Genomic DNA, 21400 nt, shown 5'->3' with positions numbered 1-21400 from the left:
AGGGGAGGTGTTCATGCCGAGAACGTCGGGCGGTGCCGGTGGGGGCGGAGCCCCGGGCGGCACCGCCGGCAGCGACGGCGCCCTGCTGAGTATCGGTGCGGTGCTCAGCAGGCTGCGGGACGAGTTCCCCGAGGTCACCATCTCCAAGATCCGTTTCCTGGAGGCCGAGGGGCTGGTGGAGCCGCAGCGCACGCCCTCGGGGTACCGGAAGTTCGGCGCCAAGGACGTGGAGCGGCTGGCGTACGTGCTGCGGGTGCAGCGTGACCACTATCTGCCGCTGCGGGTGATCAGGGAGCACCTGGACGCCCTGGACCGCGGTGAGCAGGTCGCGCTGCCCGGGCCCGCGGAGTCCCGGGAGGGGCTGGACGGCTCCCTGGAGGCCCTCCTGGAGCCGTCGGCCGACCCCGGGGGTCCCTCGCACCTCAGACTCGGACGCGCGGAACTGCTGGCCGCCACCGGGGCCGGCGAGGCCGAACTCGACCAGTGGGAGTCGTACGGCCTGGTGGAGGTGGGCGGGGACGGCGGCTACGACGCCGAGACGGTGGGCATCGGACGGCTGATCGTGGATCTCGGCCGGTTCGGCCTCGAACCGCGGCACCTGCGGGCGGTGAAGGCCGCCGCGGACCGCGAGGCGGGCCTGGTGGAGCAGATCGTGGCGCCGCTGCGCAAGCACCGCAACCCGCAGACCCGCGCCCACGCCGAGGTCACCGCACGCGAGCTGGCCTCCCTGTCCGTACGGCTGCACGCCGCGATGGTGCAGTCGGCGCTGCGGGTGCGCCTGCGCTGAGACAGGGCCCGGGCCCGGGCCGACGCGGCGGCAGACCTCCCGGAGACGGACCCGGTCCTGTTCGGACAACGCCTCGGGCCGTTCGCACGCGGACTTCCGACTGTTCGAAACCCGCAGGTGACCGCGCCGCGCCGTGCCCGACTACCCAAACCCGCCGGACACGGCCTAGGGTTGCTGTGTGAACGAGCTCGACGTTGTGGGTGTCCGGGTCGAAATGCCTTCCAACCAACCGATCGTGCTCCTGCGTGAAGTGGGAGGCGACCGGTACCTGCCCATCTGGATCGGGCCAGGGGAGGCCACGGCCATCGCCTTCGCGCAGCAGGGCATGACGCCGGCGCGACCGCTCACCCATGACCTCTTCAAGGATGTCCTCGAAGCGGTGGGACAGACCCTGACCGAGGTGCGTATCACCGACCTGCGGGACGGCGTGTTCTACGCGGAGCTGGTGTTCGCCAGCGGGGTCGAGGTCAGCGCCCGCCCGTCCGACGCCATAGCGCTCGCCCTGCGCACCGGCACGCCGATCTACGGCAGTGACGGGGTGCTGGACGACGCGGGGATCGCGATCCCGGACGAGCAGGAGGACGAGGTGGAGAAGTTCCGCGAGTTCCTCGACCAGATCTCGCCGGAGGACTTCGGCACCAGCAACCAGTGACGGCGGTCGGCCGGGCAGAGCGCGCGTCGGGTGCCGGGCGGCCGGACCGAACATGCAAAGTTGCCCCCGATGGGGCATTCAACGAGCCGTTCCCGCCCTGCGGTCGAATCAAACCACTCCTGGGGTGAATATCACTCGGCGTGGCGAGTGTGGCGATCGTTGACGCACCCCTGGCGACTCCCTACCGTCGGGGTGGAAAGTCCCGTGGCACGTGCGCGCGGCCACGGGATGTGAAGGGACGGAGGGCGGCGTGAGAAGCACCGGCGACGGTCTGGCGACCGGCGGCCCGTATCCGACCCGGGGGGCACTGGCCCGCACCGCTGCCGACGCGGGCGGCGGACCGCCCGCGGACGGGCAGGACGGACTGGACGGGCAGGACGGACTGGACGGGCAGAACCAGCAGATCGGCTACCGGGGCCCCACCGCGTGCGCGGCGACCGGCATCACCTACCGCCAGCTCGACTACTGGGCCCGTACCGGCCTGGTCGAGCCGAGCGTCCGCCCCGCGTACGGTTCGGGCACCCAGCGGCTCTACAGCTTCCGTGACGTCGTCGTCCTGAAGATAGTGAAGCGGCTGCTGGACACCGGCGTGTCGCTGCAGAACATCAGGACGGCCGTACAGCACCTGCGATCGGTGGGCCCCGCCGAGCTGGCCCGGATGACACTGATGAGCGACGGCGCCACCGTGTACGAATGCACCTCGCCCGACGAGGTGGTGGACCTGCTCCAGGGGGGGCAGGGGGTCTTCGGCATCGCCGTCGGCGTGGTCTGGCGGGACGTGGAGAGCTCGCTCTCCCTGATGCACGGCGAGCGGGTCGACACCGGCGAGACCCTGGTCGGCCACAACCCCGCCGACGAGCTGGCCCGGCGGCGCAACAGAGCGGTCTGAGCGCGCGCGTCCCGGCGCCGGTGGCGTATACGTGTACGGCTCACGCTTGCGGCCCACGTCCGCTGCGGCGATCACGGCCGCCGCGCCGTACGGACGTACGGTGAACGTCGGTGCCGTGCGGCACCATCAGAAGCGTGAGAAGCGCGCCGACCATCCTCCATCTGGACATGGACGCGTTCTTCGCCGCGGTCGAGCAGGCGGCCAAGCCGAGCCTGCGGGGCAAGCCGGTAGTGGTCGGCGGCCTCGGTCCCCGCGGCGTCGTCGCGACCGCGTCCTACGAGGCACGCGTGCACGGCGTCCACTCCGCGATGGCGATGGCCCACGCCCGCCGGCTCTGCCCCAACGCCGCCTACCTGGTACCGCGCTTCGCCGTCTACCGGCAGGTCAGCGACACCGTGATGGCCCTGCTCGGCGCGCTCTCGCCGCTGGTGGAGCCGCTCAGCCTGGACGAGGCGTTCGTCGACCTGGAGGCCGGCGGCCGGGACGAGGACCCGCGCGCGACCGCCGTGCGCCTGCGCGCCGACATCCGGGCCGCCACCGGGCTCACCGCCTCGGTGGGTCTCGCCGGGTCCAAGCTGCTGGCGAAGATCGCCTCGGAGAAGGCCAAACCGGACGGCCTGGTGGTGGTCGAGCCGGGCACCGAACGGGCTCTGCTCGACCCGCTGCCGGTCCGCGCCCTGTGGGGCGTCGGACCGGCCACCGCCGAACACCTGCGCAAGGCCGGCATCGTCACGGTCGCCGAGATCGCGCACGCCGGAGAGCACGAACTGGTGCGGCTGCTCGGCAAGGCGCACGGCGTCTCCTTGCACGCCATGGCCGCCGGCCTCGACAACCGCCCGGTGGTCGCCGACCGGGACGTGAAGTCCGTCTCCGTCGAGGACACCTTCGACAGCGACCTCACCGACCGCGGGCGCCTGCGGTACGAGATCGACCGGCTCGCCGACCGCTGCGTCCAGCGGCTGCGGGGCGCGGGCCGCTCGGGCCGCACCGTGGTGGTCAAGGTGCGGCGGTACGACTTCTCCACGCTGACCCGCTCCGAGACGCTGCGCGCGCCGACCGACGACCCCTCCGTCGTACGGGAGACCGCCCGCCGGCTGATGGAGAGCGTGGACACCACCGGGGGAGTACGGCTGCTCGGGGTGGGCGTCGCCGGGCTCGCGGACTTCACCCAGGAGGACCTGTTCGCGCAGAGCGCCGCAGAGCGCGAGCCCGGCGAGGCCGCCCCCGGTGAACTGCCCGCCGTGCCGCCGCCGGCACCCGAGCGGTCCCGTCGGTGGCTGCCGGGTCAGGACGTCACGCACGAGGAGTACGGGGCCGGGTGGGTGCAAGGGAGCGGCGTGGGGCGGGTCACCGTCCGCTTCGAGGTGCCCTCCGACTCCGCGCCGGGCCGGGTGCGCACCTTCGCCGTGCTCGACCCCGCTCTCTCCCGCAGCGACCCGCTGCCGCTGGTGCCCGCCGCGCGCGGCGGCGGGCCGGCCCCGGGACGACCCGACGACACCGACGATCCCGGCGCTTCCGCCCCTCAGTCGCCGCTCGCCAGCTCCCCGAAGTCCTGGCCGGGCGCCTCCGTCCGGTCCGTCCCGGACCGCGGCACCTCCATACCGTAGTGGTGGTAGAGCTGGAGTTCCTGCTCCGGCGAGAGATGACGGCCCACCCCGAAATCCGGCGCGTCCCTGATCAGCGCCTTCTTGAACGGCACCCGCAGCTCGTCGTCCACCAGCTCGCTCGGCTCCAGCGGCACGAACGCGTCCCGGGTGAACAGCCCGGTCCGGACCGCCGCCCACTCGGGCGTGCCGGTCGCGTCGTCGAGGTACACCTCGTCCACCGTGCCGATCCTCGTACCGTCGCGGTCGAAGGCGCGACGGCCGATCAGGCTGCGCGGATCGATGTCGGTCTGCACGGTCCCTCCAACCAACGTCGGCTGATGCCGACTGCCATCAGCTCCACTTCCTCACTCCACTACCTCAATTGTGCTGACTTCCACCAAAAGTCACATCGTGGGCGGCGGACCCCCGGACCGGCGCGCCGACCGGGGTCGAGGGCGCGCTGGTAGGCTGGGCGATGGCTGTAGACCCCATGCGGGAGAGTCCTCCGAGAGCGCCCCAAGGGGCGCGGCGGAGGCGCCGAAGGAGCAAACCCTCCCCGGAATCTCTCAGGCACCCCGTACCGCATGGGTGAGGTCACTCTGGAAAGCAGGGCCTGCCTCGGAAGCACCGCAGCCTCCGGGACGTGTCCTCACCGACGGTGAAAGCCGCCCCCGCCGGGCGGCGAAGCTCTCAGGTTCTGATGACAGAGGGGGAGGCCGTACGGGTGCCCGCACCGCGGCATCCCCGAAGGTCGTGGCAGACCAGGAGGCCTCCGCAGATGACTGATCGCCGTATTTCCCTCGCCGAACTGGAAGCCGGCGTGCCCTTCGCGCACCGCCACATCGGTCCGGACACCGAGGCGCAGGCCAAGATGCTCGCCCAGGTCGGTTACGGCTCGCTGGACGAGTTGACCGACGCGGCCGTGCCCGGCGCCATCAGGAGCGCCGAGGCGCTGGGCCTGCCCTCCGCCCGCACCGAGGCCGAAGCCCTCGCCGAACTGCGTGCCCTCGCCGACCGCAATCAGGTGCTCGTCCCCATGATCGGCCTCGGCTACTACGGCACCTTCACCCCGCCGGTCATCCTGCGCAACGTGCTGGAGAACCCCGCCTGGTACACGGCCTACACGCCGTACCAGCCGGAGATCTCGCAGGGCCGCCTGGAGGCGCTGCTGAACTTCCAGACCGTCGTCGCCGACCTCACCGGGCTGCCCACCTCCGGGGCGTCGCTGCTGGACGAGGGCACCGCCGCGGCTGAGGCGATGGCGCTGTCCCGCCGGGTCGGCAAGGTCAAGGAAGGCGTCTTCCTGGTGGACTCCGACACCTTCCCGCAGACCACCGCGGTGCTCCGGACGCGCGCCGAGCCGACCGGCGTCGAGGTCGTCGTGGCCGACCTGACCGACGGCATCCCGGACGAGATCGCCGAGCGCGGCGTGTTCGGCGTGCTGGTGCAGTACCCGGGCGCCTCCGGTGCGGTACGGGACCTGCGGCCGGTCGTCGAGCGCGCGCACGAACTGGGCGCGGTCGTCACGGTGGCCGCCGACCTGCTGGCGCTCACCGTCCTCACCTCGCCCGGTGCGCTCGGCGCGGACATCGCGGTCGGCACCACGCAGCGGTTCGGCGTCCCGATGGGCTTCGGCGGACCGCACGCGGGATACCTGGCCGTACGCGACGCCTACGCCCGTAGCCTGCCCGGACGCCTCGTCGGGGTCTCGGTGGACGCCGACGGCCGCCCTGCGTACCGGTTGGCCCTGCAGACCCGCGAGCAGCACATCCGCCGGGAGAAGGCCACCAGCAACATCTGCACCGCGCAGGTCCTGCTCGCCGTGATGGCCGCGATGTACGCCGTCTACCACGGCCCCGACGGGCTCGCGCAGATCGCCCGCCGCGCCCACCGCTATGCCGCGATCCTGGCCTCGGGCCTGCGCGCGGGCGGCGCCGAGGTCGTGCACGACGAATTCTTCGACACGCTGACCGTACGGGTGCCGGGGCGGGCCGCGGGGATCGTCGCCGCAGCCCGCCAGGCCGGTGTCAACCTGCGGCTCACCGACGCCGACCAGGTGGGCATCGCCTGCGACGAGACCACCACTCGCGGCCGGCTCGCCGCCGTACTGGCCGCCTTCGGTGTCTCCGCCGACCTCGACGCGCTGGACGCGGTCACCGGGGACGCGCTGCCCACCGCCCTGCTGCGCACCGAGCCGTATCTGACCCACCCGGTCTTCCACCAGCACCGCAGCGAGACCGCGATGCTGCGTTACCTGCGGCGGCTCGCCGACCGCGACTACGCGCTGGACCGCGGCATGATCCCGCTGGGCTCCTGCACGATGAAGCTCAACGGCACGACCGAGATGGAGCCGGTCACCTGGCCCGAGTTCGGCGCGCTGCACCCGTTCGCGCCGATCGACCAGGCCGACGGCTACCTCGCCCTGATCCGCGGCCTGGAGGACCAGCTCGCCGAGGTCACCGGCTACGACACGGTGAGCCTCCAGCCGAACGCCGGCTCGCAGGGCGAGCTCGCCGGACTCCTGGCGGTACGCGCGTACCACCGCGCCAACGGCGACACCGACCGTACGGTCTGCCTCATCCCGTCCTCCGCGCACGGCACCAACGCGGCCAGCGCCGTGATGGCGGGCATGCAGGTCGTCGTGGTGAAGACCGGTGAGGACGGTGACGTGGACGTCGCCGACCTGCACGCCAAGATCGAGCAGCACCGCGACCGGCTCGCGGTCCTGATGGTCACCTACCCCTCCACGCACGGTGTCTTCGAGGACAACATCACCGACATCTGCGCCGCCGTGCACGCCGCGGGCGGCCAGGTCTACGTGGACGGTGCGAACCTCAACGCGCTGGTCGGCCTCGCCCGTCCCGGAAAGTTCGGCGCCGACGTGTCGCACCTGAACCTGCACAAGACGTTCTGCATCCCGCACGGCGGCGGCGGCCCCGGTGTCGGCCCGGTCGCGGTCCGCGCGCACCTGGCACCGTACCTCCCCAACCACCCGCTCCAGCCGGCCGCGGGCCCGAAGACCGGTGTCGGACCGGTGTCGGCGGCGCCCTGGGGCTCGGCAGGCATCCTGCCGATCTCCTGGACGTACGTCCGGCTGATGGGCGCCGACGGGCTCAAGCGCGCCACACAGATCGCCGTGCTCAGTGCGAACTACGTGGCCAAGCGGCTCGAACCGCACTTCCCGGTGCTCTACACCGGGCCCGGCGGCCTGGTCGCGCACGAGTGCATCATCGATCTGCGCCCGCTCACCAAGGAGACCGGGGTCACCGTCGACGACATCGCCAAGCGGCTGATCGACTACGGCTTCCACGCGCCGACCATGTCGTTCCCGGTGGCCGGCACCCTGATGATCGAGCCGACCGAGAGCGAGGACCTCGCCGAGCTGGACCGTTTCTGCGAGGCGATGATCGCGATCCGCGGCGAGACAGACCGGGTCGCCTCCGGCGAGTGGCCCGCCGAGGACAACCCGCTGCGGAACGCGCCGCACACCGCGGCGGCGCTCGGTGGCGACTGGGCCCATCCGTACAGCCGCGAGGAGGCGGTCTTCCCCGGCGGGGTGGTCGCGGCCGACAAGTACTGGCCGCCGGTCAGCCGCATCGACGGGGCCTACGGCGACCGCAACCTGGTCTGCTCGTGCCCGCCGCCGGACGCGTACGATTCCTAATGGAGTTGTCAAGCGGCGGGCGTGACGGGCGGTATGGGGTCGTAGCACCGTCCGTCACGCAGCAGGGCCCACAGGACGTTGACGCGGCGTCGGGCGAGAGCGAGGACTGCCTGGGTGTGCCGCTTGCCCTCGGCGCGCTTGCGGTCGTAGAAGCGGCGGGATTCGTCGCAGCAGCGGATGCTGATCAGCGCGGAGGTGTAGAAGACGCGCTGGAGGCGCCGGCTGTATCGCTTGGGGCGGTGGAGGTTGCCGCTGATCTTGCCTGAGTCACGGGGAGCGGGAGCGACGCCGGCGAACCCGGCAAGGCGGTCGGCGTTGTCGAAGGCGTCCATGTCGCCGCCGGTGGCGGCGAGGAACTCGGCACCGAGCAGGGGGCCGATGCCGGGCATGCTGGCGATCACTTCGGCGTGCCGGTGCTGGCGAAACCGGCCCTCGATGAGCTTGTCGGTCTCGGTGATCTTCGCGTTGAGGGCCATCACCTCCCTGGCGAGGGTGTGCACGACCTGCGCGGTGATCTTCTCGCCCGGAACGGCTGTGTTCTGGCCTTCGGCGGCCTGGACGGCCTTGGCGGCGAGCTGGTCGGCGCCGCGGACTTTGCGGTTGCGCAGCCAGGTGGTCAGGCGGTTCGTGCCGGTGCGGCGGATGGCGGCCGGGGTCTGGTAGCCGGTCAGCAGCACCAGAGGACCGACGTTGCCGAGGTCGAGTTCGCGTTCCAGGCCGGGGAAGATTCCGGTGAGGTGGCCGCGGAGCCGGTTGATGGCCCGGGTCCGGTCGTCGCTGAGGTCGCGGCGGTGGCCGGTGAGGACTTTCAGCTCGGTGACCAGCTCCTCGCCCGGCCGCAGGGGCGTCAGATCGTGGCGGACACGGGCCTGGTCGGCGATGATCGCGGCGTCCTTGGCGTCGGTCTTGCCGTCGCCGCGGTAGCCCTCGGAAGCGCGGTTGACGGCCCTGCCGGGGATGTAGAGCAGGTGCTGGCCGTGGTTGACCAGGACCGCGATCAGCAGGGCGGCTCCGCCGTCAGCCAGGTCGATGCCCCAGGCGGTCACTTCGCCGAGTGCGAGGACGTCGCCGAGGAGCTTCAGCAGTTCCGTCTCGTCGTTGGCGACGCGACGCGACAGCAGCCGTTTGCCGGTGTCGTCGATCACCACGCAGTGGTGGTGGGTCTTCCCGGCATCGATGCCGGCCCAGATCGCTGTCACGTGCTTCTCCGCAGGTCGTTTGCGTACAGGTACCACGGACGACCTCGCTGTCGAGTCCCTACTGAGCGATCAGTGCCGCAATTCCTAATGAGCAGCCGAGTCGTCGTGGGGGCCGGGCGGCGAATCGTGCGAAGCCACCGACGGCAGAGGACTGAAAGCCACACCCGGACCCCCTGGGTGAGCCAACCCTACGAATGGCTCGCTCATCCCGATCAACAAGGTAGGGAGGACTGACCCGGTGCGGCGACCGCGTTCCGGCGCCCGGGCCGGCGAAGCCGGTTCCCTCGGCAGCGGGAACCGGCTTGGTACGGGAGTGCGGCTGACGGTGCGGGCGTCAGGCCGCGGCGGTGATCTGCCCGGCGCCCAGCGGGCGGTGCGGTGCGATGATCTGCCCGTCGGGCAGCAGCTCTCCGGTGTCGTCGAAGAGCAGTACCCCGTTGCACAGCAGGCTCCAGCCCTGCTCCGGGTGGCGGGCCACGGCGTAGGCGGCCTCGCGGTCAGGGCATTCTGCGGTCGGGCATTGCGGCTTGTGCTCGCACATGGTCGATGGTGTCTTTCGCTGGGAGGAGTGAGTGGTCCGGTCGGTCGCGCTGCCTGTCTTGTTCAACTCCGTTCCCCCGTTCGTGGTGCGGCCGGTCCCAGTGTTGCTCTGCTGACGTGAATCCGCAGGGATTTCGCGCAGCCGGTACTCGAAGGACGAAGACGCGTCACCCGCCCGGGCGGTTCCGGGCACGGAGGTGCCCCCGGCCCGCGAGGGCGAGGGGGCACCTCCACGATCAGCCGCCGGTCAGGCGGGGGACCCCAGCAGCGGCGGCGGCGCGAGCCGTACGCTCAGCACCGGCGCCAGATCCACCAACCGGTGCACCCGGTGCGAGGTGATCCCGGGCGGCGCGGGCGCCAGCGGTACCAGCAGGTCCGACGGGTCGGGCTGGGCGGTGGCCGCGTCCGCCCGGGGCCGGCAGTGCAGCCACAGCGCCAGCATGTACAGGCCGGGCACCGACAGCAAGTGCGGCTGGTAGGTGTTCGGCAGGGTGTCGGCCTGTCGCAGCGCCCGTTCGGTGGAAGCCAGGAACGGACCCTCGGAGAAGCGGGAGAACACCCACCCGTCCGGTGTCAGCACGGTCTCGCCCGCGGCGGCCACCCCGGCGCCCGCCCGGATGTGGAACCGCCAACCGGTCAGCCGAGCCTGCGGCAGCCCGCCGGGGACCGTAGCCGGTACGAAGAGATGGACAGGCAACGGGTGTTCGGCGTCCAGCGGCCCTTGGGCGGTGCGCAGCGCGGGCGTCCGGGCTTCCCGGACCGCGGTGGGCGAACTGAGCGCCGCCAGGACGCTCAACAGAGCGGGGGAGGGTGCTGGGGGGACAAGCAGCGGCATGATGTCGCCTCTCACTTGGAGCCACAACTGGGAGACACAGAGGTGCGAGGAGGTGTGCGCGGACGACAAGATCAGAACGGGTGTGTGAGGGAGGGATTCCTGCTCAGGCACGGTCCGGCGACGGCGGATGCTTTGCCTTGTGCGCGGAGTTTATACGACCCGTGTTCGCTCTGTGTTTCGTCTAGTCGCTGCCCGTATTACGCACAAGGCGAGAATTTGCCTTCCTCGGCGGGCCCCTCCACGGCATTCCCGCAGGATGGCCGCCGGGCGGGTGCATTTATCTGCCCGCCATGGTCGGCTTGAACTCATCGGTGTTATTCACGCCGAGTTCACAAGGCTCCGTGGCAGTGGAATGTGCCGCTGGAACATGCGGTGCGGGACCGCTACCGCAAGCCTACCGTGCCGGTTTGATCCCTCGTGGCGTTATCGATCATTTTGGTGGGCATCCTCCGGTGAGGACAACGCGAGGAGGGACACTCGATGGGGGAGAAGGTCGTCGCCGGGGAGTTCGACCTGGCCGACCGCCGGATGTACCGGCGGAAGCTCCACCAGTGTCTGGCGGGGCTGGAGCGGCTGTTGGCGGAGAAGCGTTTTGATCGGCCGCGCAATCTCATCGGTCTGGAGATCGAACTGAATCTAACGGATTCCAACGGATTGCCCCGCATGATGAACGAAGAGGTGCTGGAGCGCATCGCGAGCCGGGATTTCCAGACCGAACTCGCTCAGTTCAACATTGAAGTGAATATCGCGCCGCACCGGCTCGCCGGACGCGTACTCGACCGGCTGGCCGAGGAACTGCGCACCGGCCTCGGCTATGCCGACCGCAGGGCCGGCGAAGTGGGCGCGCACATCGTGATGGTGGGAATTCTGCCCACCCTGGAGGCGCAGGACCTGGTCTCCGCCAACCTCTCCCGCGCCGACCGCTACACACTGCTCAACGACCGCATCCTCGCGATGCGCGGCGAGGACATCACGGTGGACATCAAGGGTGTCGAGCACCTCGCCTACACCTCCGCGTCCATCGCCCCGGAGGCCGCCGCCACCTCCACCCAGATGCACCTCCAGGTGACGCCCGGCCGGTTCGCCGCGGTGTGGAACGCCGCGCAGGCGGTGTCCGGGCCGCAGGTCGCGGTCGGCGCCAACTCGCCGTTCCTGTTCGGCAAGGAGCTGTGGCGCGAGACCCGCCCTGTGCTCTTCCAGCAGGCCACCGACACCCGCCCGCAGGAGCTCCGGGCACAGGGGGTACGGCCGCTGACCTGGTTCGGCGAGCGGTGGATCGACTCGGCGGCCGACCTGTTCGCCGAGAACGTGCGGTACTTCCCCGGGCTGCTGCCGATCTGCGACGACGAGGACCCGCTGCGGGTGCTGGACGACGGGAGAGTGCCGCAGCTCCGCGAGCTGACGCTGCACAACGGCACCATCTACCGCTGGAACCGCCCGGTCTACCAGGTCGTGGACGGCGTGCCGCACCTGCGGGTCGAGAACCGGGTGATGCCCGCCGGGCCCACCGTCGCCGACGTCCTGGCCAACGCCGCCTTCTACTACGGACTGGTCCGCACACTGGCCGAGGCGCCCCGCCCGATCTGGCAACGGCTGCCGTTCGGCGCTGCCGCGGCCAACTTCGACGCGGCCTGCCGGGACGGCATCGGCGCCGTCCTGCACTGGCCGCGGGGCCGTGGCGGCACCCTGGCCGAGGTGCCCGCGGCCGACCTGATCAGGGACGAGCTGCTGCCGCTCGCCGCGGCCGGCCTCGACGCGTGGGGCATCGACCCGGTCGACCGCGACCGCTACCTCGGCATCGTCGAAGAACGCTGCCGCCGCCGCACCAACGGCGCGGAATGGCAGTCCGCCGTCTTCCACCGCCACCTGGAACGCGGCCTGGAGCGCCGTGCCGCCCTCGCCGCGATGACCCAGCGCTACCGCGAGCACATGCACGACGGGGCGCCCGTGCACACCTGGCCGGTGGGCTGACCGGCGGGTGATCGACACCGTTGTGAGGCCGGGCGCCTGCCGGGCGCCCGGCCTCACGCTGTACCGGGAGGGGGCGGCTGCGGGTCGCGCGGCGCGATCTTCGTATCGTTTCCGGGAGACCGTCATCGTGCGCGGTCGGCGCCGGAGCGGGACGAGCATGGGAGGGCCGCGTGCACACGCAGTCGTACGAGGCGGGGACGGGCGAGGAGGCGCGCACGCTGCGCAGCGAGACGCTGATCGTCCTCGGGCTGTCACTCGGTGCCAGCGGGGTGTCGGCGTTCATCGACTTCCTCGGATCGGTCACCAAGCCGGGGGCGCTGAAGAACCAGGCGGCCACCCTCGTCGGCTCGTACGCGCCGCACCGGCCCTGGCTCGACCTGGCCTGGCAGGCGTTCTTCATCGCGAGCGCGCTCGTACCGGTGGCGCTCGTCGCGCACCTGCTGGCGCGCGAACGCGTCGGCATGCCCGCCATCGGGTTCGACCTGACCCGTCCGCGCCGCGACCTGGCCCGGGGCGCGCTGGTCGCGGCCGCCATCGGCGGCACCGGGCTCGCCTTCTACCTCGGCGCGCGGACTGCGGGCTTCAATCTCACCGTGGTGCCGGAGGCACTGCCGGACGTGTGGTGGAAGATCCCGGTCCTGCTCGCCTCCGCCGTGCAGAACGCGGTACTCGAAGAGGTGATCGTGGTCGGCTACCTGCTGCGCCGGCTCGGCCAGTTGGGCTGGACGCCGAACGCCGCGCTCGCCGCAAGCGCGCTGCTGCGCGGCTCGTACCACCTCTACCAGGGCCTCGGCGGCTTCTTCGGCAACATGGCGATGGGCGTCGTCTTCGTGCTGCTCTACCGCCGGTGGGGCCGGGTGGGCCCGCTGGTGGCGGCGCACTCGCTCATCGACGCGGTGGCCTTCGTCGGATACGCGCTGCTGGCGGGGAAGGTCGGCTGGCTGCCCACCGGCTGATCACGGCACGGCGTGCAGCTCGCCGTCGACGACGGTGACCGCGGTGCCGGTGAGCAGTACCCGGTCGCCGCGCAGCCGCATGACGACCACGCCGGTACGGGCGGAGACCTGCAGGCCGGTGAGGGCGTCCCGGCCGAGTCGCGCCGACCAGAACGGGGCAAGCGCGGTGTGCGCGCTGCCGGTCACCGGGTCCTCGTCGATTCCGGCCGCCGGGTAGAAGGCGCGCGAGACGAAGTCGTACCCCCGCGAAGAGTCCTCGGCCGCGGCGGTGGCGACCACCCCGAGCCGTGTCACCCGGACCAGCGCGGCGAAGTCGGGCGCGAGACCCCGTACGGCCGCCTCGTCGGCGACCTCGACCAGCAGGCACCCGCAGTCGGGCCCGGCGTCCAGCACGGTCAGCGGCTGCGCGCCGAGCGCCTGCGCGAGGCCGTCGGGGGCCCTCGCCGCGGTGAGCGGCGCCACGGGGAAGTCCATGGTGATCGTGCCGTCGCCGTCGGCGGTGGCGGAGAGCGTACCCGCCCTGGTGCGGAACCGGATCGTGCCCCGGGCAGCTCCGGTGGTCCGCATCACGTGCGCGGTCGCCAACGTGGCGTGCCCGCACAGCCCGACCTCGGTCATGGGCGTGAACCACCGCAGCGCCCAGTCCGCGTCTGCCGCACCGGCCAGCGGGTGGGCGAACGCGGTCTCGGAGAGGTTCAGTTCCCCCGCGACCTGCAGGAGCCAGTCGTCCGCGGGGAAGGCGTCCGCGTCGAGCAGCAGTACGCCGGCGGGGTTGCCGGCGAAGGGGTGGTCGGTGAACGCGTCGACGATTCGGATCCGCATGTGGTGAGCGTAGGCGAAGGCCGGGACGTGGCGAAGGCCGGGACGTGGAGGGGGCCGGGACGTGGAGGGGGCTGAGACATGCCTGTCGCCGCCCGCGGCGGGCGGCGACACGGGCAGGCCGTTCGGTCAGGCGTGCTGCGGGACCTCGTCCTTCAGCGTGCCCCGGATCTGGTCACGCAGCTCCGGGCTGTCGGTGTGGCCGTGTACGGACGCGGCGTGCTCCGCGGCGGCCCGGACCACTTCCTCCTCTTCACCGGAAATAGTGAGCGTGCAATTGCTCTCGCTCGGGAATTCACGGCAATCGGCTACCTTGCGCATCACGCACCTCCTTGCTCTACGAATTCTAGGTCCGCCGTCACCCGTCCGGCCTCTTGCGTACGGCCCCCGCGCCGTACGGGGAAGTGCGTATTGCCCGGTCGCGCCCGCCCTGCTGCAGTGAGGGTGCGGGAGGGCGAACGAGGAGGTGAGCGCCATGGCAGCGGCTGCCGGACCCCAGCACGGCAAGGCCGTGGGCGACGACCGGCGCACCGGCCGTGAGGCGTCGGCGGCGGCCCTGGAGGCCGACGGGAAGGGCGGCGGGCAGGCCCGTCCGGCCGACGAGGAAAAGGTGATGGAATTCCTGGAACAGGTCATCACCGACGGTGCCGCCGCGATGTCCGGGCTGTGCACCTCGATCGGCGACCGGCTCGGCATCTACACGGCGATGGCCGGGGCCGGACCGATGACCTCCGAGCGGCTGGCCGCGAGGACCGGGCTGAACGAGCGGTACCTGCGCGAGTGGCTTGCTGCCCAGGTGGCGGGCGAGTACGTCGCGTACGACGCCGACACCGACACCTACGAACTGAGCGACGAGCACGCGGCGGTGCTGGCCGACCCCGCCGTGCCGACGTACGCGGCCGGGCTGTTCACCATGCTCCAGGCGCTCTACCGCACCGAGAACCAGCTCATGGAGAACTTCCGTACCGGTGAGGGGCTGGGCTGGGCCGACCACAACCCGGCGCTTTTCGAAGGCACCGCGAAGTTCTTCGGCACCGGTTACGCGGCCTCGCTGGTCCCCGAGTGGCTGGCCTCGATGGACGATGTGGCGGCGAAGCTGCGGCGGGGCGCGGAGGTCGCCGACGTGGGGTGCGGCTACGGGCACTCCACGCTGCTCATGGCGCAGGCGTTCCCGGCTTCCCGCTTCCACGGCTTCGACTTCCACCGGCCGTCGATCGAGGCGGCCCGGGGGCTCGCCGCCGAGCAGGGGCTCAGCGACCGGGTCGAGTTCGACGTGGCGACCGCGCAGGACTTCCCCGGCGAGGGCTACGACCTGATCACCTTCTTCGACTGCCTGCACGACATCGGCGACCCGGGCGGCGCCCTGGCCCGTACCCGGGAGGCGCTGGCCGAGGACGGCACGTGCGTGCTCGTCGAGCCGAACCTTTCGTCCAACCCCGGGGAGAACATCAACCCGGTCGGACGCGGAATGACCGCCTCGTCGGTCGCCGTCTGCCTCCCTTCCGCCCTCGCCCAGCACGGCCCCGAAGCTCTGGGCAACCACGCCGGCGAGGACGTGATACGCCGTATCGCCCACAAGGCGGGCCTCCACCACTGGACCCTCGCGGCGGAGACGCCGGTCAACCGCGTCTACGCGCTGGCGCGATGACCTGCGATCGGCTTCGGGGGCGATGTGCTCCCACCAAACCCGCTTTCCGTTCCCCGGGCGCCCCCGCCCGCTGTCGACCGCACTCCCGCCGACAGGGCTCGGGTCCCTGGCGTTGACCCGTCCCTCCGGCGGGACGACGGCCCGCATGTGAGTCGCCCGGCCCTTGACCCGGTCGGGACGTCCTGACCAGGCTGGTCGTATGACTACGGCCGGAGAGGCCGCACTACGTCGCGTGCTCGCCGTGTTCGACCTGCTGATCGACGCCGTCGACGAGGGCGAACTCGTGCCGGCGCTGTTGCCGTTGCTGCTGCGGGCCATGCCGGGCGACAGCGTCGTGTGGGCGCCGCACGTGGGACCCGTCGGCTCGTTCGCGATGCCCCGGACGCTGCCGGCAGACCTGGTGGACCAGGAGCGGCTGGACGCGTTCGCGCGGGGTGCCGGGGCCGATCCGCTGGTGCGGCACACCACGACGGGGTCCGGCACGCCGGTCCGGCGTTCCGACCTGCAGAGCCGTGCCGCCTTCCACCGGCTGGTCGTCTACGGCGAGGTGTACCGGCCGCTGCGCGCGGAGCACCAGCTCGCCATGGCCTTTCCGGCCGGCTACGCGGGCGGAGTGCCCCGGCGGATCTGCGTGTGCGTCAACCGCGACGGCGGTGACTTCCGGGACGCCGACGTGGAGACCGCCGCCATGCTGCGAGCCCGGCTCGGCCGCGCACTGGACCGGCTCGCCCCGTCGCCGTCGCCGCCGCGACGGCCCTCGCCCGCCCAGGCCAGGGTCACCCGCCGCGAGGCCGCCGTGCTCAGCCTGCTCGCCCGCGGCCTGACCAACGAGCAGATCGCCCACCGCCTGGCGATCAGCCCCCGCACCGTCGACAAGCACCTGGAGCACGCCTACCCCAAGCTCCGGGTCTGCGGCCGGGTCGAGGCGGCGAACGCCTGGCTGGCCGGCCCGCGGGGCTGACCGCACCACCGGAGCCGGCCCCGTGGGCGCGCCCGCTGACCTGTCTCGACGAAGATTCCGTGAATCTCAGCGAAGGTGAACAGGTGCCCGTCAGTCTCACCGAAGGTTGAGCACCCGCTCGGCCTTCGGGCTGGGGTGTGGAAGCGCTGTCGCGCGCGTACGGCGATGAGGCGTTGACCGTCTCATCGAACGTGTCGTGATCTGTCGAACGGGCCGGCTGGCTCACCCGTCCCGAGTGCCTGATCCGGCGATCGGCGCCACAGCGCCCTGACAGGTCGGGGGCGGTCCTTCGTCTCGGCCCATGGGGACAGAACGAGGACACGTTCGCGGCCCTCAGTCGAGACAGAACTCGTTGCCCTCGATGTCCAGCATCGGGATGCACGCATCGTTGCCGTCGTACAGCGTTTGCACGTGTACCGCGCCAAGCGGGACCAGCCGTGCGCATTCGGCCTCAAGTGCGGCGAGGCGCTCTTCACCCACGAGTCCGGTGCCGACCCGCACATCAAGATGCACCCGGTTCTTGGCGGCCTTCCCCTCGGGGACGCGCTGGAAGTACAGCCGCGGGCCCACACCTGAGGGATCAACGCAGGCGAACCAAGAATCCCGCTGCTCAGGTGGCTGCGAGCCCTTGAAGTCATCCCAAGTGACGAACCCCTCCGGCGGCGCCGGTACGACGTACCCCAGCACCTCGCACCAGAATCGAGCGAGGCGCTCGGGTTCTGCGCAGTCGAAGGTGACTTGGAACGTCTTGATCGATGTCATCGGCCCACCATATTGGCGCGTGCCGTTCACCGAAATCCCGGGGTTCCCCGGCGTGCTGGGTGAGGTCTCGCGTGACATGAGCAGCCTCAACGGGCCAGATCACCTGAGACGACGAGCGAATCGGACCAGATCACCTGAGGTAGGGGCCAATTCGCACGAGACAGGACACCCGCCCCCTCTCCGGAGGCCTTGCCGACCGCTCGCTTCCGATATATCGTTGAAGCATCGCGAACGATCAACGATGGAACGATGGAAGGAGCGACATCATGCGTTCCGCAGGACACGGACACGGGCCATGCGGCCCCGGACCCCACGGCTGGGGCGAGCGCGATCCGTGGCGGGCGGCGTTCGGGCCGTTCGGACCGCCCTTCGGCGGCGGGCACTTCGGGCCCGGCGGCCGGGGGCGCGGCGGACCGCGCGGCCGGGCCCGGCGTGGCGATGTGCGGGCGTCGATCCTGGCGCTGCTGAAGGACCGCCCGATGCACGGCTACGAGATGATCCAGGAGATCGCCGACCGCAGCGGCGGCGCCTGGCGGCCGAGCCCCGGCTCGGTCTACCCGACGCTTCAGCTGCTGGAGGACGAAGGCCTGATCAGCAGTGCCAACGGAGGCGGCAAGAAGCTCTTCACGCTCACCGACGAGGGCCGTACGGAAGCCGACGCGGGCCTCGAGGCCCCGTGGGAGGACGCCGGCCGGGGCGTCGACTGGGACGCCCTCAACGAGATCCGGCGGGCGGGCGGCGGCCTCGTCGAAGCGTTCCGCCAGGTGTGGGCCACCGGGACCCCCGAGCAGCGTGAGAAGGCGCTCTCCGTGGTCAACGACGCCCGCAAGAAGCTCTATCTGATCCTCGCCGACGAGGACGTCGAGCGGGACTGAGCCGGAAGGTACCGCCGGCGGCACCCGCCGACGCGGACCGGCACCCGGCGGCAGCCGGGCGACCGTACCCTCGCCCCCCGGGAACCGCCGGAGCCGGGCCGTCACGAGCCGGCCGGGGCCTCACGTCCCGGGCGGGCTCGATCCGCGTACCAGCAGGCGGGTCGGCACGATGCGGGGGCTCGGCCGGCTTCCTGGTCCCGGCCGGGCCGGCGTCGAGCAGACCCCGCAGTGCGCTGATGGGCCGTCCTTCCAGGGTCGCCGTTCCAGGGTCGCCGTTCCTGGGCCGGACGCCGGGACGGGCGGGGAACTTCCCGTCCGCGGCCCGGCGCGTTCCGGCCGGCGGCGTGCCGGAGTGGGGCCGGGGCGGTTCCCGCAGGGCCGCGCCCGGGTGAGACGCTGGCAGCATGCGTGAGAAGGACGAGGAAAGCGGCGGTACGGGCTCCCTGGCCGACGAGGCGCTGCTCGCCCGGATGCGGGCCGCGCCCGTGCTGGCCGGGCCGCTGCCGCGGTTCGACCCGGAGGACGCGCCCGACACGCCCGGTGAGCTGTTCGCCCGCTGGCTGGACGCGGCCCTCGCCGATGGCGTGCCCGAGCCGCACGTCATGACGCTCAGCACGGCGGACGCCGACGGTACGCCGACCGCGCGGGTGCTGATGCTGCGCGGCATCGACAGCGCCGCCTGCGCGTACGACTTCGCGTCCGACTCCGCCAGTCCCAAGAGCGGGGATCTCGCGGCCAACCCGAGGGCCGCGCTCACCTGGTACTGGCCCGCCCACGGCCGGCAGATCCGGATGGCCGGACCGGTGACCGTACTCGGCGACGGGGCGACCCGGCGGGACTTCCTCGGTCGAGGCGAGGCGTCCCGGGTGGCCGGGTTCACCGGGCGGATGAGCCAACCGCTGACCGGTCCGGAAGAGTACGAGCGCGAGCGCCGCGCCGCCCGGGACCTGGTCGCGGCGGAACCGGACCGGATACCCGCGACGCACATCGTCTACCGGCTGCGGGCGCGGGAGGCGGAGTTCTTCCAGGCGGACCCCGCGCGCTTCCACGTACGGGTGCGGTACGCGCGCGACGGCGACGGCTGGCACCGGGCCCTGCTGTGGCCATGACGCGTCCCGCCGGGACGGGGCCTATCCCGTGACGCGAGTGCTGCCGGCCGCCGGATGTCAGCCGCTGTCCGGATGACGCTCCTGTCGCGGACTGACATCATGACCTGATGCACGTATCTCGGCGGAGGAACGCGGATCTCGGGCTCGCCCTGCTGTCGGCCTTCGCGTTCGGCGGTTCGGGCGTGGCGGCCAAGCCGCTGATCGAAGCCGGTCTCGAACCGATGCACGTGGCCTGGCTGCGGACCGCGGGCGCCGCGCTCATCCTGCTGCCCGTCGCTCTGCGGCACCGCGGGCTGCCGCGGCTGCGGCCCGGCCTGGTGATCGGCTTCGGGATGCTCGGCATCGCGGGCTGCCAGGCGCTGTACTTCGTGGCCATCGCGCGCATACCCGTGGGCGTCGCCATCCTGGTGGAGTTCCTCGGGCCCACGCTGCTGCTGGGCTGGGTGCGGTTCGTGCAGCGGAGGCCGGTCAGCCGGGCCGCGGTGGCCGGCGCGCTGCTCGCCGTCACCGGCATGGCCTGTGTCGTCGAGATCTGGTCCGGGCCGGCGTTCGACCCGCTCGGCCTGCTCTTCGCGTTCGGCGCGGCCTGCTGCCAGGTCGCGTACTTCGTCCTCGCCGACCACGGCACGCGGGACGACGACGCACCCGAGCCGATCGCGGTGATCGCGTACGGCCTGCTCATCGGCACCCTCGTCCTCACCGTCTTCGCCCGGCCGTGGACCATTGCCTGGCCGAGCGTGACCCAGCAGGCCGCGCTCGGCGAACGCGAGGTCCCCGCGGTGCTGCTGATCGGCTGGCTCGTGCTGGTCTCGACCGTCGTCGCCTACCTGGCCGGCGTGATCACCGTACGCCGGCTCACCCCGCAGGTCGCCGGGGTCGTCGCCTGTACGGAGGCGGTGATCGGCACGGCGCTGGCGTGGTTCCTGCTCGAGCAGCACCTGGGCGGCGCGCAGGTGCTGGGTGGGGCGCTGGTGCTGGCGGGGGCGTTCGTGGCGCAGACGGTGACGGCGCATGCTTCGTCGGCGCGGGCTTCCGGTTCGGCGGCTCCGGCGACCGTGCCGGACCGATCGCCGCACCGGGCGCCGGGGCTGGTGCCCGGGCCCGTGCCGGACGGGGACATGGAGCAGGCAGTGGGGACGCACGGCGGCTCGCGAGCGGGGTAGGGGCGCGGGTCCGTGCGTACCGCACGGTGGCGTGCCCGGTCGGGGGCGCGGCGAACCGCGCGCGACCACGACACTGCCGCAGGCCAGGACGCGCCGTGGTCGCGACTGCGGTTTGCCGGCTGCGGTCTGCCGACGGGGGCCCGCCGGCGCCCTCCTCCTGGGCGAGCACCTCGCCGTCCCCACCGTCCTGGAAATCCTCGTCCTCCTCGCCGCGGTGGCCGCCCTCGCATGGGAGGACGCACGTCCGGGACCGCGCACGGGTCACTGACGGGCCGGGGCCGTCGCGGGGCCGTGCCGGGCGGCGGTCAGGCGCCGCGCGGCCCGGCCGGCGAGAGGTAGGCAGGCACGGGAATGGTCGGGTCCAGGTCGTCCGCCGCGATCGGGGCGGCGTAGGTACGGGTGACCGGGACGACGCCGGACCAGTAGGGGAGTGTGATGTCGGCGGGCTCGTCGGTGGGGCCGCCGGTGCGGATCTTGGCGGACACCTCCTGCAGGTCCAGCCGTATCACCGCGGTGGCGGCCAGCTCCTTGGCGTCGGCCGGGCGCGAGTCGGCGGCCCGGCCCGGCACCGCCTGTTCCACGATCGCGTCCAGCGCCAGCGCGCGCTCCCCGGGGTCGGTGACCTGGTACGCGGTTCCGTGCACCACGACCGAGCGGTAGTTGATCGAGTGGTGGAACGCCGACCTGGCCAGCACGAGACCGTCCAGGTGCGTCACGGTCAGGCACACCGCGAGCCCGGCGCCCGCACCGCGGAGCGGACGTGAACCGGTCGAACCGTGCACGTACAGCCGCTCTCCGGACCGGGCGTAGAGGGTGGGCAGCACCACGGGCGCGCCGTCGCGGACGAATCCGAGATGGCAGACGTAGCCCTCGTCGAGGATGGCGTGCACCACCTCGCGGTCGTACGACGCGCGCTCGCGCGAGCGGGTCGGGATGCTCCGCGGTGTGGGCTGATAGGCAGCCGGCGTGGAGGACATGGGCGCA

The 21400-nt window shown here is 72.1% G+C and carries 20 protein-coding genes and 1 riboswitch; of the genes, 12 read left to right on the top strand and 8 right to left on the bottom strand.

The features are described 5' to 3' along the window. Positions 1–13: 13 nt before the first annotated feature. The 4 genes from VIW71_RS11420 (at position 14) to VIW71_RS11405 (ending at position 3935) form a co-directional block, all read left to right on the top strand. Positions 14–787, top strand: a complete 774-nt coding sequence (locus VIW71_RS11420; RefSeq protein WP_331621983.1) for a MerR family transcriptional regulator — start codon at positions 14–16, stop codon at positions 785–787. A 178-nt stretch (positions 788–965) separates the two neighbouring features. Further along, a complete protein-coding gene (locus VIW71_RS11415) occupies positions 966–1439 on the top strand; it encodes a bifunctional nuclease family protein (protein ID WP_093716750.1) in 474 nt (157 codons plus the stop codon). Positions 1440–1689: 250 nt separating this feature from the next. Then, positions 1690–2328 (top strand): MerR family transcriptional regulator, encoded by a 639-nt coding sequence (locus tag VIW71_RS11410; protein ID WP_331621982.1) that lies wholly within the window; start codon positions 1690–1692, stop codon positions 2326–2328. A 134-nt stretch (positions 2329–2462) separates the two neighbouring features. Then, positions 2463–3935, top strand: a complete 1473-nt coding sequence (locus VIW71_RS11405; protein ID WP_331621981.1) for a DNA polymerase IV — start codon at positions 2463–2465, stop codon at positions 3933–3935. Here the strand turns inward: VIW71_RS11405 and VIW71_RS11400 are convergent. Beyond that, entirely contained in the window at positions 3851–4228 is a 378-nt protein-coding gene (locus VIW71_RS11400) for a PRC-barrel domain-containing protein (protein ID WP_331621980.1), read from the bottom strand. The genes VIW71_RS11405 and VIW71_RS11400 overlap by 85 nt on opposite strands. A gap of 169 nt (positions 4229–4397) precedes the next feature. Continuing rightward, positions 4398–4507: riboswitch (glycine riboswitch) on the top strand. 185 nt (positions 4508–4692) lie between these two features. Here VIW71_RS11400 and gcvP point away from each other — a divergent pair. Then, a complete protein-coding gene (gcvP, locus tag VIW71_RS11395; RefSeq protein WP_331621979.1) occupies positions 4693–7578 on the top strand; it encodes an aminomethyl-transferring glycine dehydrogenase in 2886 nt (961 codons plus the stop codon). Between the two features lie 8 nt (positions 7579–7586). On the opposite strand, the gene VIW71_RS11390 is transcribed toward gcvP, so the two are convergent. The 3 genes from VIW71_RS11390 to VIW71_RS11380 all read right to left on the bottom strand — a co-directional run bounded on the left by VIW71_RS11390 (position 7587) and on the right by VIW71_RS11380 (position 10152). Continuing rightward, positions 7587–8777: an IS110 family transposase gene (locus VIW71_RS11390; RefSeq protein ID WP_331621978.1), complete on the bottom strand. Its 1191-nt coding sequence runs from the start codon at positions 8775–8777 to the stop codon at positions 7587–7589. A 334-nt stretch (positions 8778–9111) separates the two neighbouring features. After that, the gene (locus VIW71_RS11385) at positions 9112–9318 is read right to left on the bottom strand and encodes a DUF5999 family protein (RefSeq protein WP_331621977.1); all 207 of its coding nucleotides are present in this window, start codon (positions 9316–9318) and stop codon (positions 9112–9114) included. A 246-nt stretch (positions 9319–9564) separates the two neighbouring features. Then, positions 9565–10152, bottom strand: a complete 588-nt coding sequence (locus VIW71_RS11380) for a hypothetical protein (RefSeq protein ID WP_331621976.1) — start codon at positions 10150–10152, stop codon at positions 9565–9567. A 480-nt stretch (positions 10153–10632) separates the two neighbouring features. Here VIW71_RS11380 and VIW71_RS11375 point away from each other — a divergent pair, with 480 nt between their 5' ends. Next, positions 10633–12123, top strand: coding sequence for a glutamate--cysteine ligase (locus VIW71_RS11375; protein WP_331621975.1), 1491 nt, complete (start codon positions 10633–10635; stop codon positions 12121–12123). A gap of 170 nt (positions 12124–12293) precedes the next feature. Then, complete coding sequence (locus VIW71_RS11370) at positions 12294–13079, top strand: CPBP family intramembrane glutamic endopeptidase (RefSeq protein ID WP_331621974.1); 786 nt, start codon at positions 12294–12296, stop codon at positions 13077–13079. On the opposite strand, the gene VIW71_RS11365 is transcribed toward VIW71_RS11370, so the two are convergent. Together VIW71_RS11365 and VIW71_RS11360 are read right to left on the bottom strand one after the other, a co-directional pair. Then, the gene (locus tag VIW71_RS11365; RefSeq protein ID WP_331621973.1) at positions 13080–13901 is read right to left on the bottom strand and encodes a PhzF family phenazine biosynthesis protein; all 822 of its coding nucleotides are present in this window, start codon (positions 13899–13901) and stop codon (positions 13080–13082) included. A 126-nt stretch (positions 13902–14027) separates the two neighbouring features. Then, entirely contained in the window at positions 14028–14219 is a 192-nt protein-coding gene (locus VIW71_RS11360; protein WP_331621972.1) for a DUF1059 domain-containing protein, read from the bottom strand. Between the two features lie 292 nt (positions 14220–14511). Between VIW71_RS11360 and VIW71_RS11355 the strand changes: the two genes are divergently transcribed. Together VIW71_RS11355 and VIW71_RS11350 are read left to right on the top strand one after the other, a co-directional pair. Beyond that, positions 14512–15546 carry a class I SAM-dependent methyltransferase gene (locus VIW71_RS11355; RefSeq protein WP_331621990.1) on the top strand — a complete coding sequence of 345 codons (1035 nt, stop codon included), beginning with the start codon at positions 14512–14514 and terminating at the stop codon, positions 15544–15546. Between the two features lie 199 nt (positions 15547–15745). Continuing rightward, positions 15746–16507 carry a helix-turn-helix transcriptional regulator gene (locus VIW71_RS11350; RefSeq protein ID WP_331621971.1) on the top strand — a complete coding sequence of 254 codons (762 nt, stop codon included), beginning with the start codon at positions 15746–15748 and terminating at the stop codon, positions 16505–16507. A gap of 333 nt (positions 16508–16840) precedes the next feature. Here the strand turns inward: VIW71_RS11350 and VIW71_RS11345 are convergent, their stop codons facing one another. After that, positions 16841–17269, bottom strand: coding sequence for a VOC family protein (locus VIW71_RS11345; RefSeq protein ID WP_331621970.1), 429 nt, complete (start codon positions 17267–17269; stop codon positions 16841–16843). 266 nt (positions 17270–17535) lie between these two features. On the opposite strand from VIW71_RS11345, the gene VIW71_RS11340 reads away from it, so the two are divergent. The 3 genes from VIW71_RS11340 to VIW71_RS11330 all read left to right on the top strand — a co-directional run bounded on the left by VIW71_RS11340 (position 17536) and on the right by VIW71_RS11330 (position 20416). Continuing rightward, positions 17536–18144 (top strand): PadR family transcriptional regulator, encoded by a 609-nt coding sequence (locus VIW71_RS11340; RefSeq protein ID WP_331621969.1) that lies wholly within the window; start codon positions 17536–17538, stop codon positions 18142–18144. A gap of 404 nt (positions 18145–18548) precedes the next feature. Then, entirely contained in the window at positions 18549–19253 is a 705-nt protein-coding gene (locus tag VIW71_RS11335) for a pyridoxine/pyridoxamine 5'-phosphate oxidase (protein ID WP_331621968.1), read from the top strand. Between the two features lie 107 nt (positions 19254–19360). Beyond that, positions 19361–20416 (top strand): EamA family transporter, encoded by a 1056-nt coding sequence (locus tag VIW71_RS11330; RefSeq protein ID WP_331621967.1) that lies wholly within the window; start codon positions 19361–19363, stop codon positions 20414–20416. 305 nt (positions 20417–20721) lie between these two features. Here the strand turns inward: VIW71_RS11330 and VIW71_RS11325 are convergent, their stop codons facing one another. Further along, positions 20722–21393, bottom strand: a complete 672-nt coding sequence (locus tag VIW71_RS11325; RefSeq protein ID WP_331621966.1) for a pyridoxamine 5'-phosphate oxidase family protein — start codon at positions 21391–21393, stop codon at positions 20722–20724. Positions 21394–21400: the final 7 nt, after the last annotated feature.

The organism is Streptomyces sp., from assembly GCF_036524955.1.
GTDB lineage: Bacteria > Actinomycetota > Actinomycetes > Streptomycetales > Streptomycetaceae > Actinacidiphila.
This window is presented reverse-complemented; position numbering and strand designations above follow the sequence as displayed.

Excerpts from the sequence above, each read along its gene's own strand:
- VIW71_RS11420 (WP_331621983.1), top strand. The coding sequence starts at position 14 with ATGCCGAGAACGTCGGGCGGTGCCGGTGGGGGCGGAGCCCCGGGCGGC.
- gcvP (WP_331621979.1), top strand. The coding sequence starts at position 4,693 with ATGACTGATCGCCGTATTTCCCTCGCCGAACTGGAAGCCGGCGTGCCC.
- VIW71_RS11385 (WP_331621977.1), bottom strand. The coding sequence starts at position 9,318 with ATGTGCGAGCACAAGCCGCAATGCCCGACCGCAGAATGCCCTGACCGC.
- VIW71_RS11380 (WP_331621976.1), bottom strand. The coding sequence starts at position 10,152 with ATGCCGCTGCTTGTCCCCCCAGCACCCTCCCCCGCTCTGTTGAGCGTC.
- VIW71_RS11375 (WP_331621975.1), top strand. The coding sequence starts at position 10,633 with ATGGGGGAGAAGGTCGTCGCCGGGGAGTTCGACCTGGCCGACCGCCGG.
- VIW71_RS11365 (WP_331621973.1), bottom strand. The coding sequence starts at position 13,901 with ATGCGGATCCGAATCGTCGACGCGTTCACCGACCACCCCTTCGCCGGC.
- VIW71_RS11360 (WP_331621972.1), bottom strand. The coding sequence starts at position 14,219 with ATGCGCAAGGTAGCCGATTGCCGTGAATTCCCGAGCGAGAGCAATTGC.
- VIW71_RS11355 (WP_331621990.1), top strand. The coding sequence starts at position 14,512 with ATGGAATTCCTGGAACAGGTCATCACCGACGGTGCCGCCGCGATGTCC.
- VIW71_RS11350 (WP_331621971.1), top strand. The coding sequence starts at position 15,746 with ATGACTACGGCCGGAGAGGCCGCACTACGTCGCGTGCTCGCCGTGTTC.
- VIW71_RS11345 (WP_331621970.1), bottom strand. The coding sequence starts at position 17,269 with ATGACATCGATCAAGACGTTCCAAGTCACCTTCGACTGCGCAGAACCC.
- VIW71_RS11340 (WP_331621969.1), top strand. The coding sequence starts at position 17,536 with ATGCGTTCCGCAGGACACGGACACGGGCCATGCGGCCCCGGACCCCAC.
- VIW71_RS11335 (WP_331621968.1), top strand. The coding sequence starts at position 18,549 with ATGCGTGAGAAGGACGAGGAAAGCGGCGGTACGGGCTCCCTGGCCGAC.
- VIW71_RS11330 (WP_331621967.1), top strand. The coding sequence starts at position 19,361 with ATGCACGTATCTCGGCGGAGGAACGCGGATCTCGGGCTCGCCCTGCTG.
- VIW71_RS11325 (WP_331621966.1), bottom strand. The coding sequence starts at position 21,393 with ATGTCCTCCACGCCGGCTGCCTATCAGCCCACACCGCGGAGCATCCCG.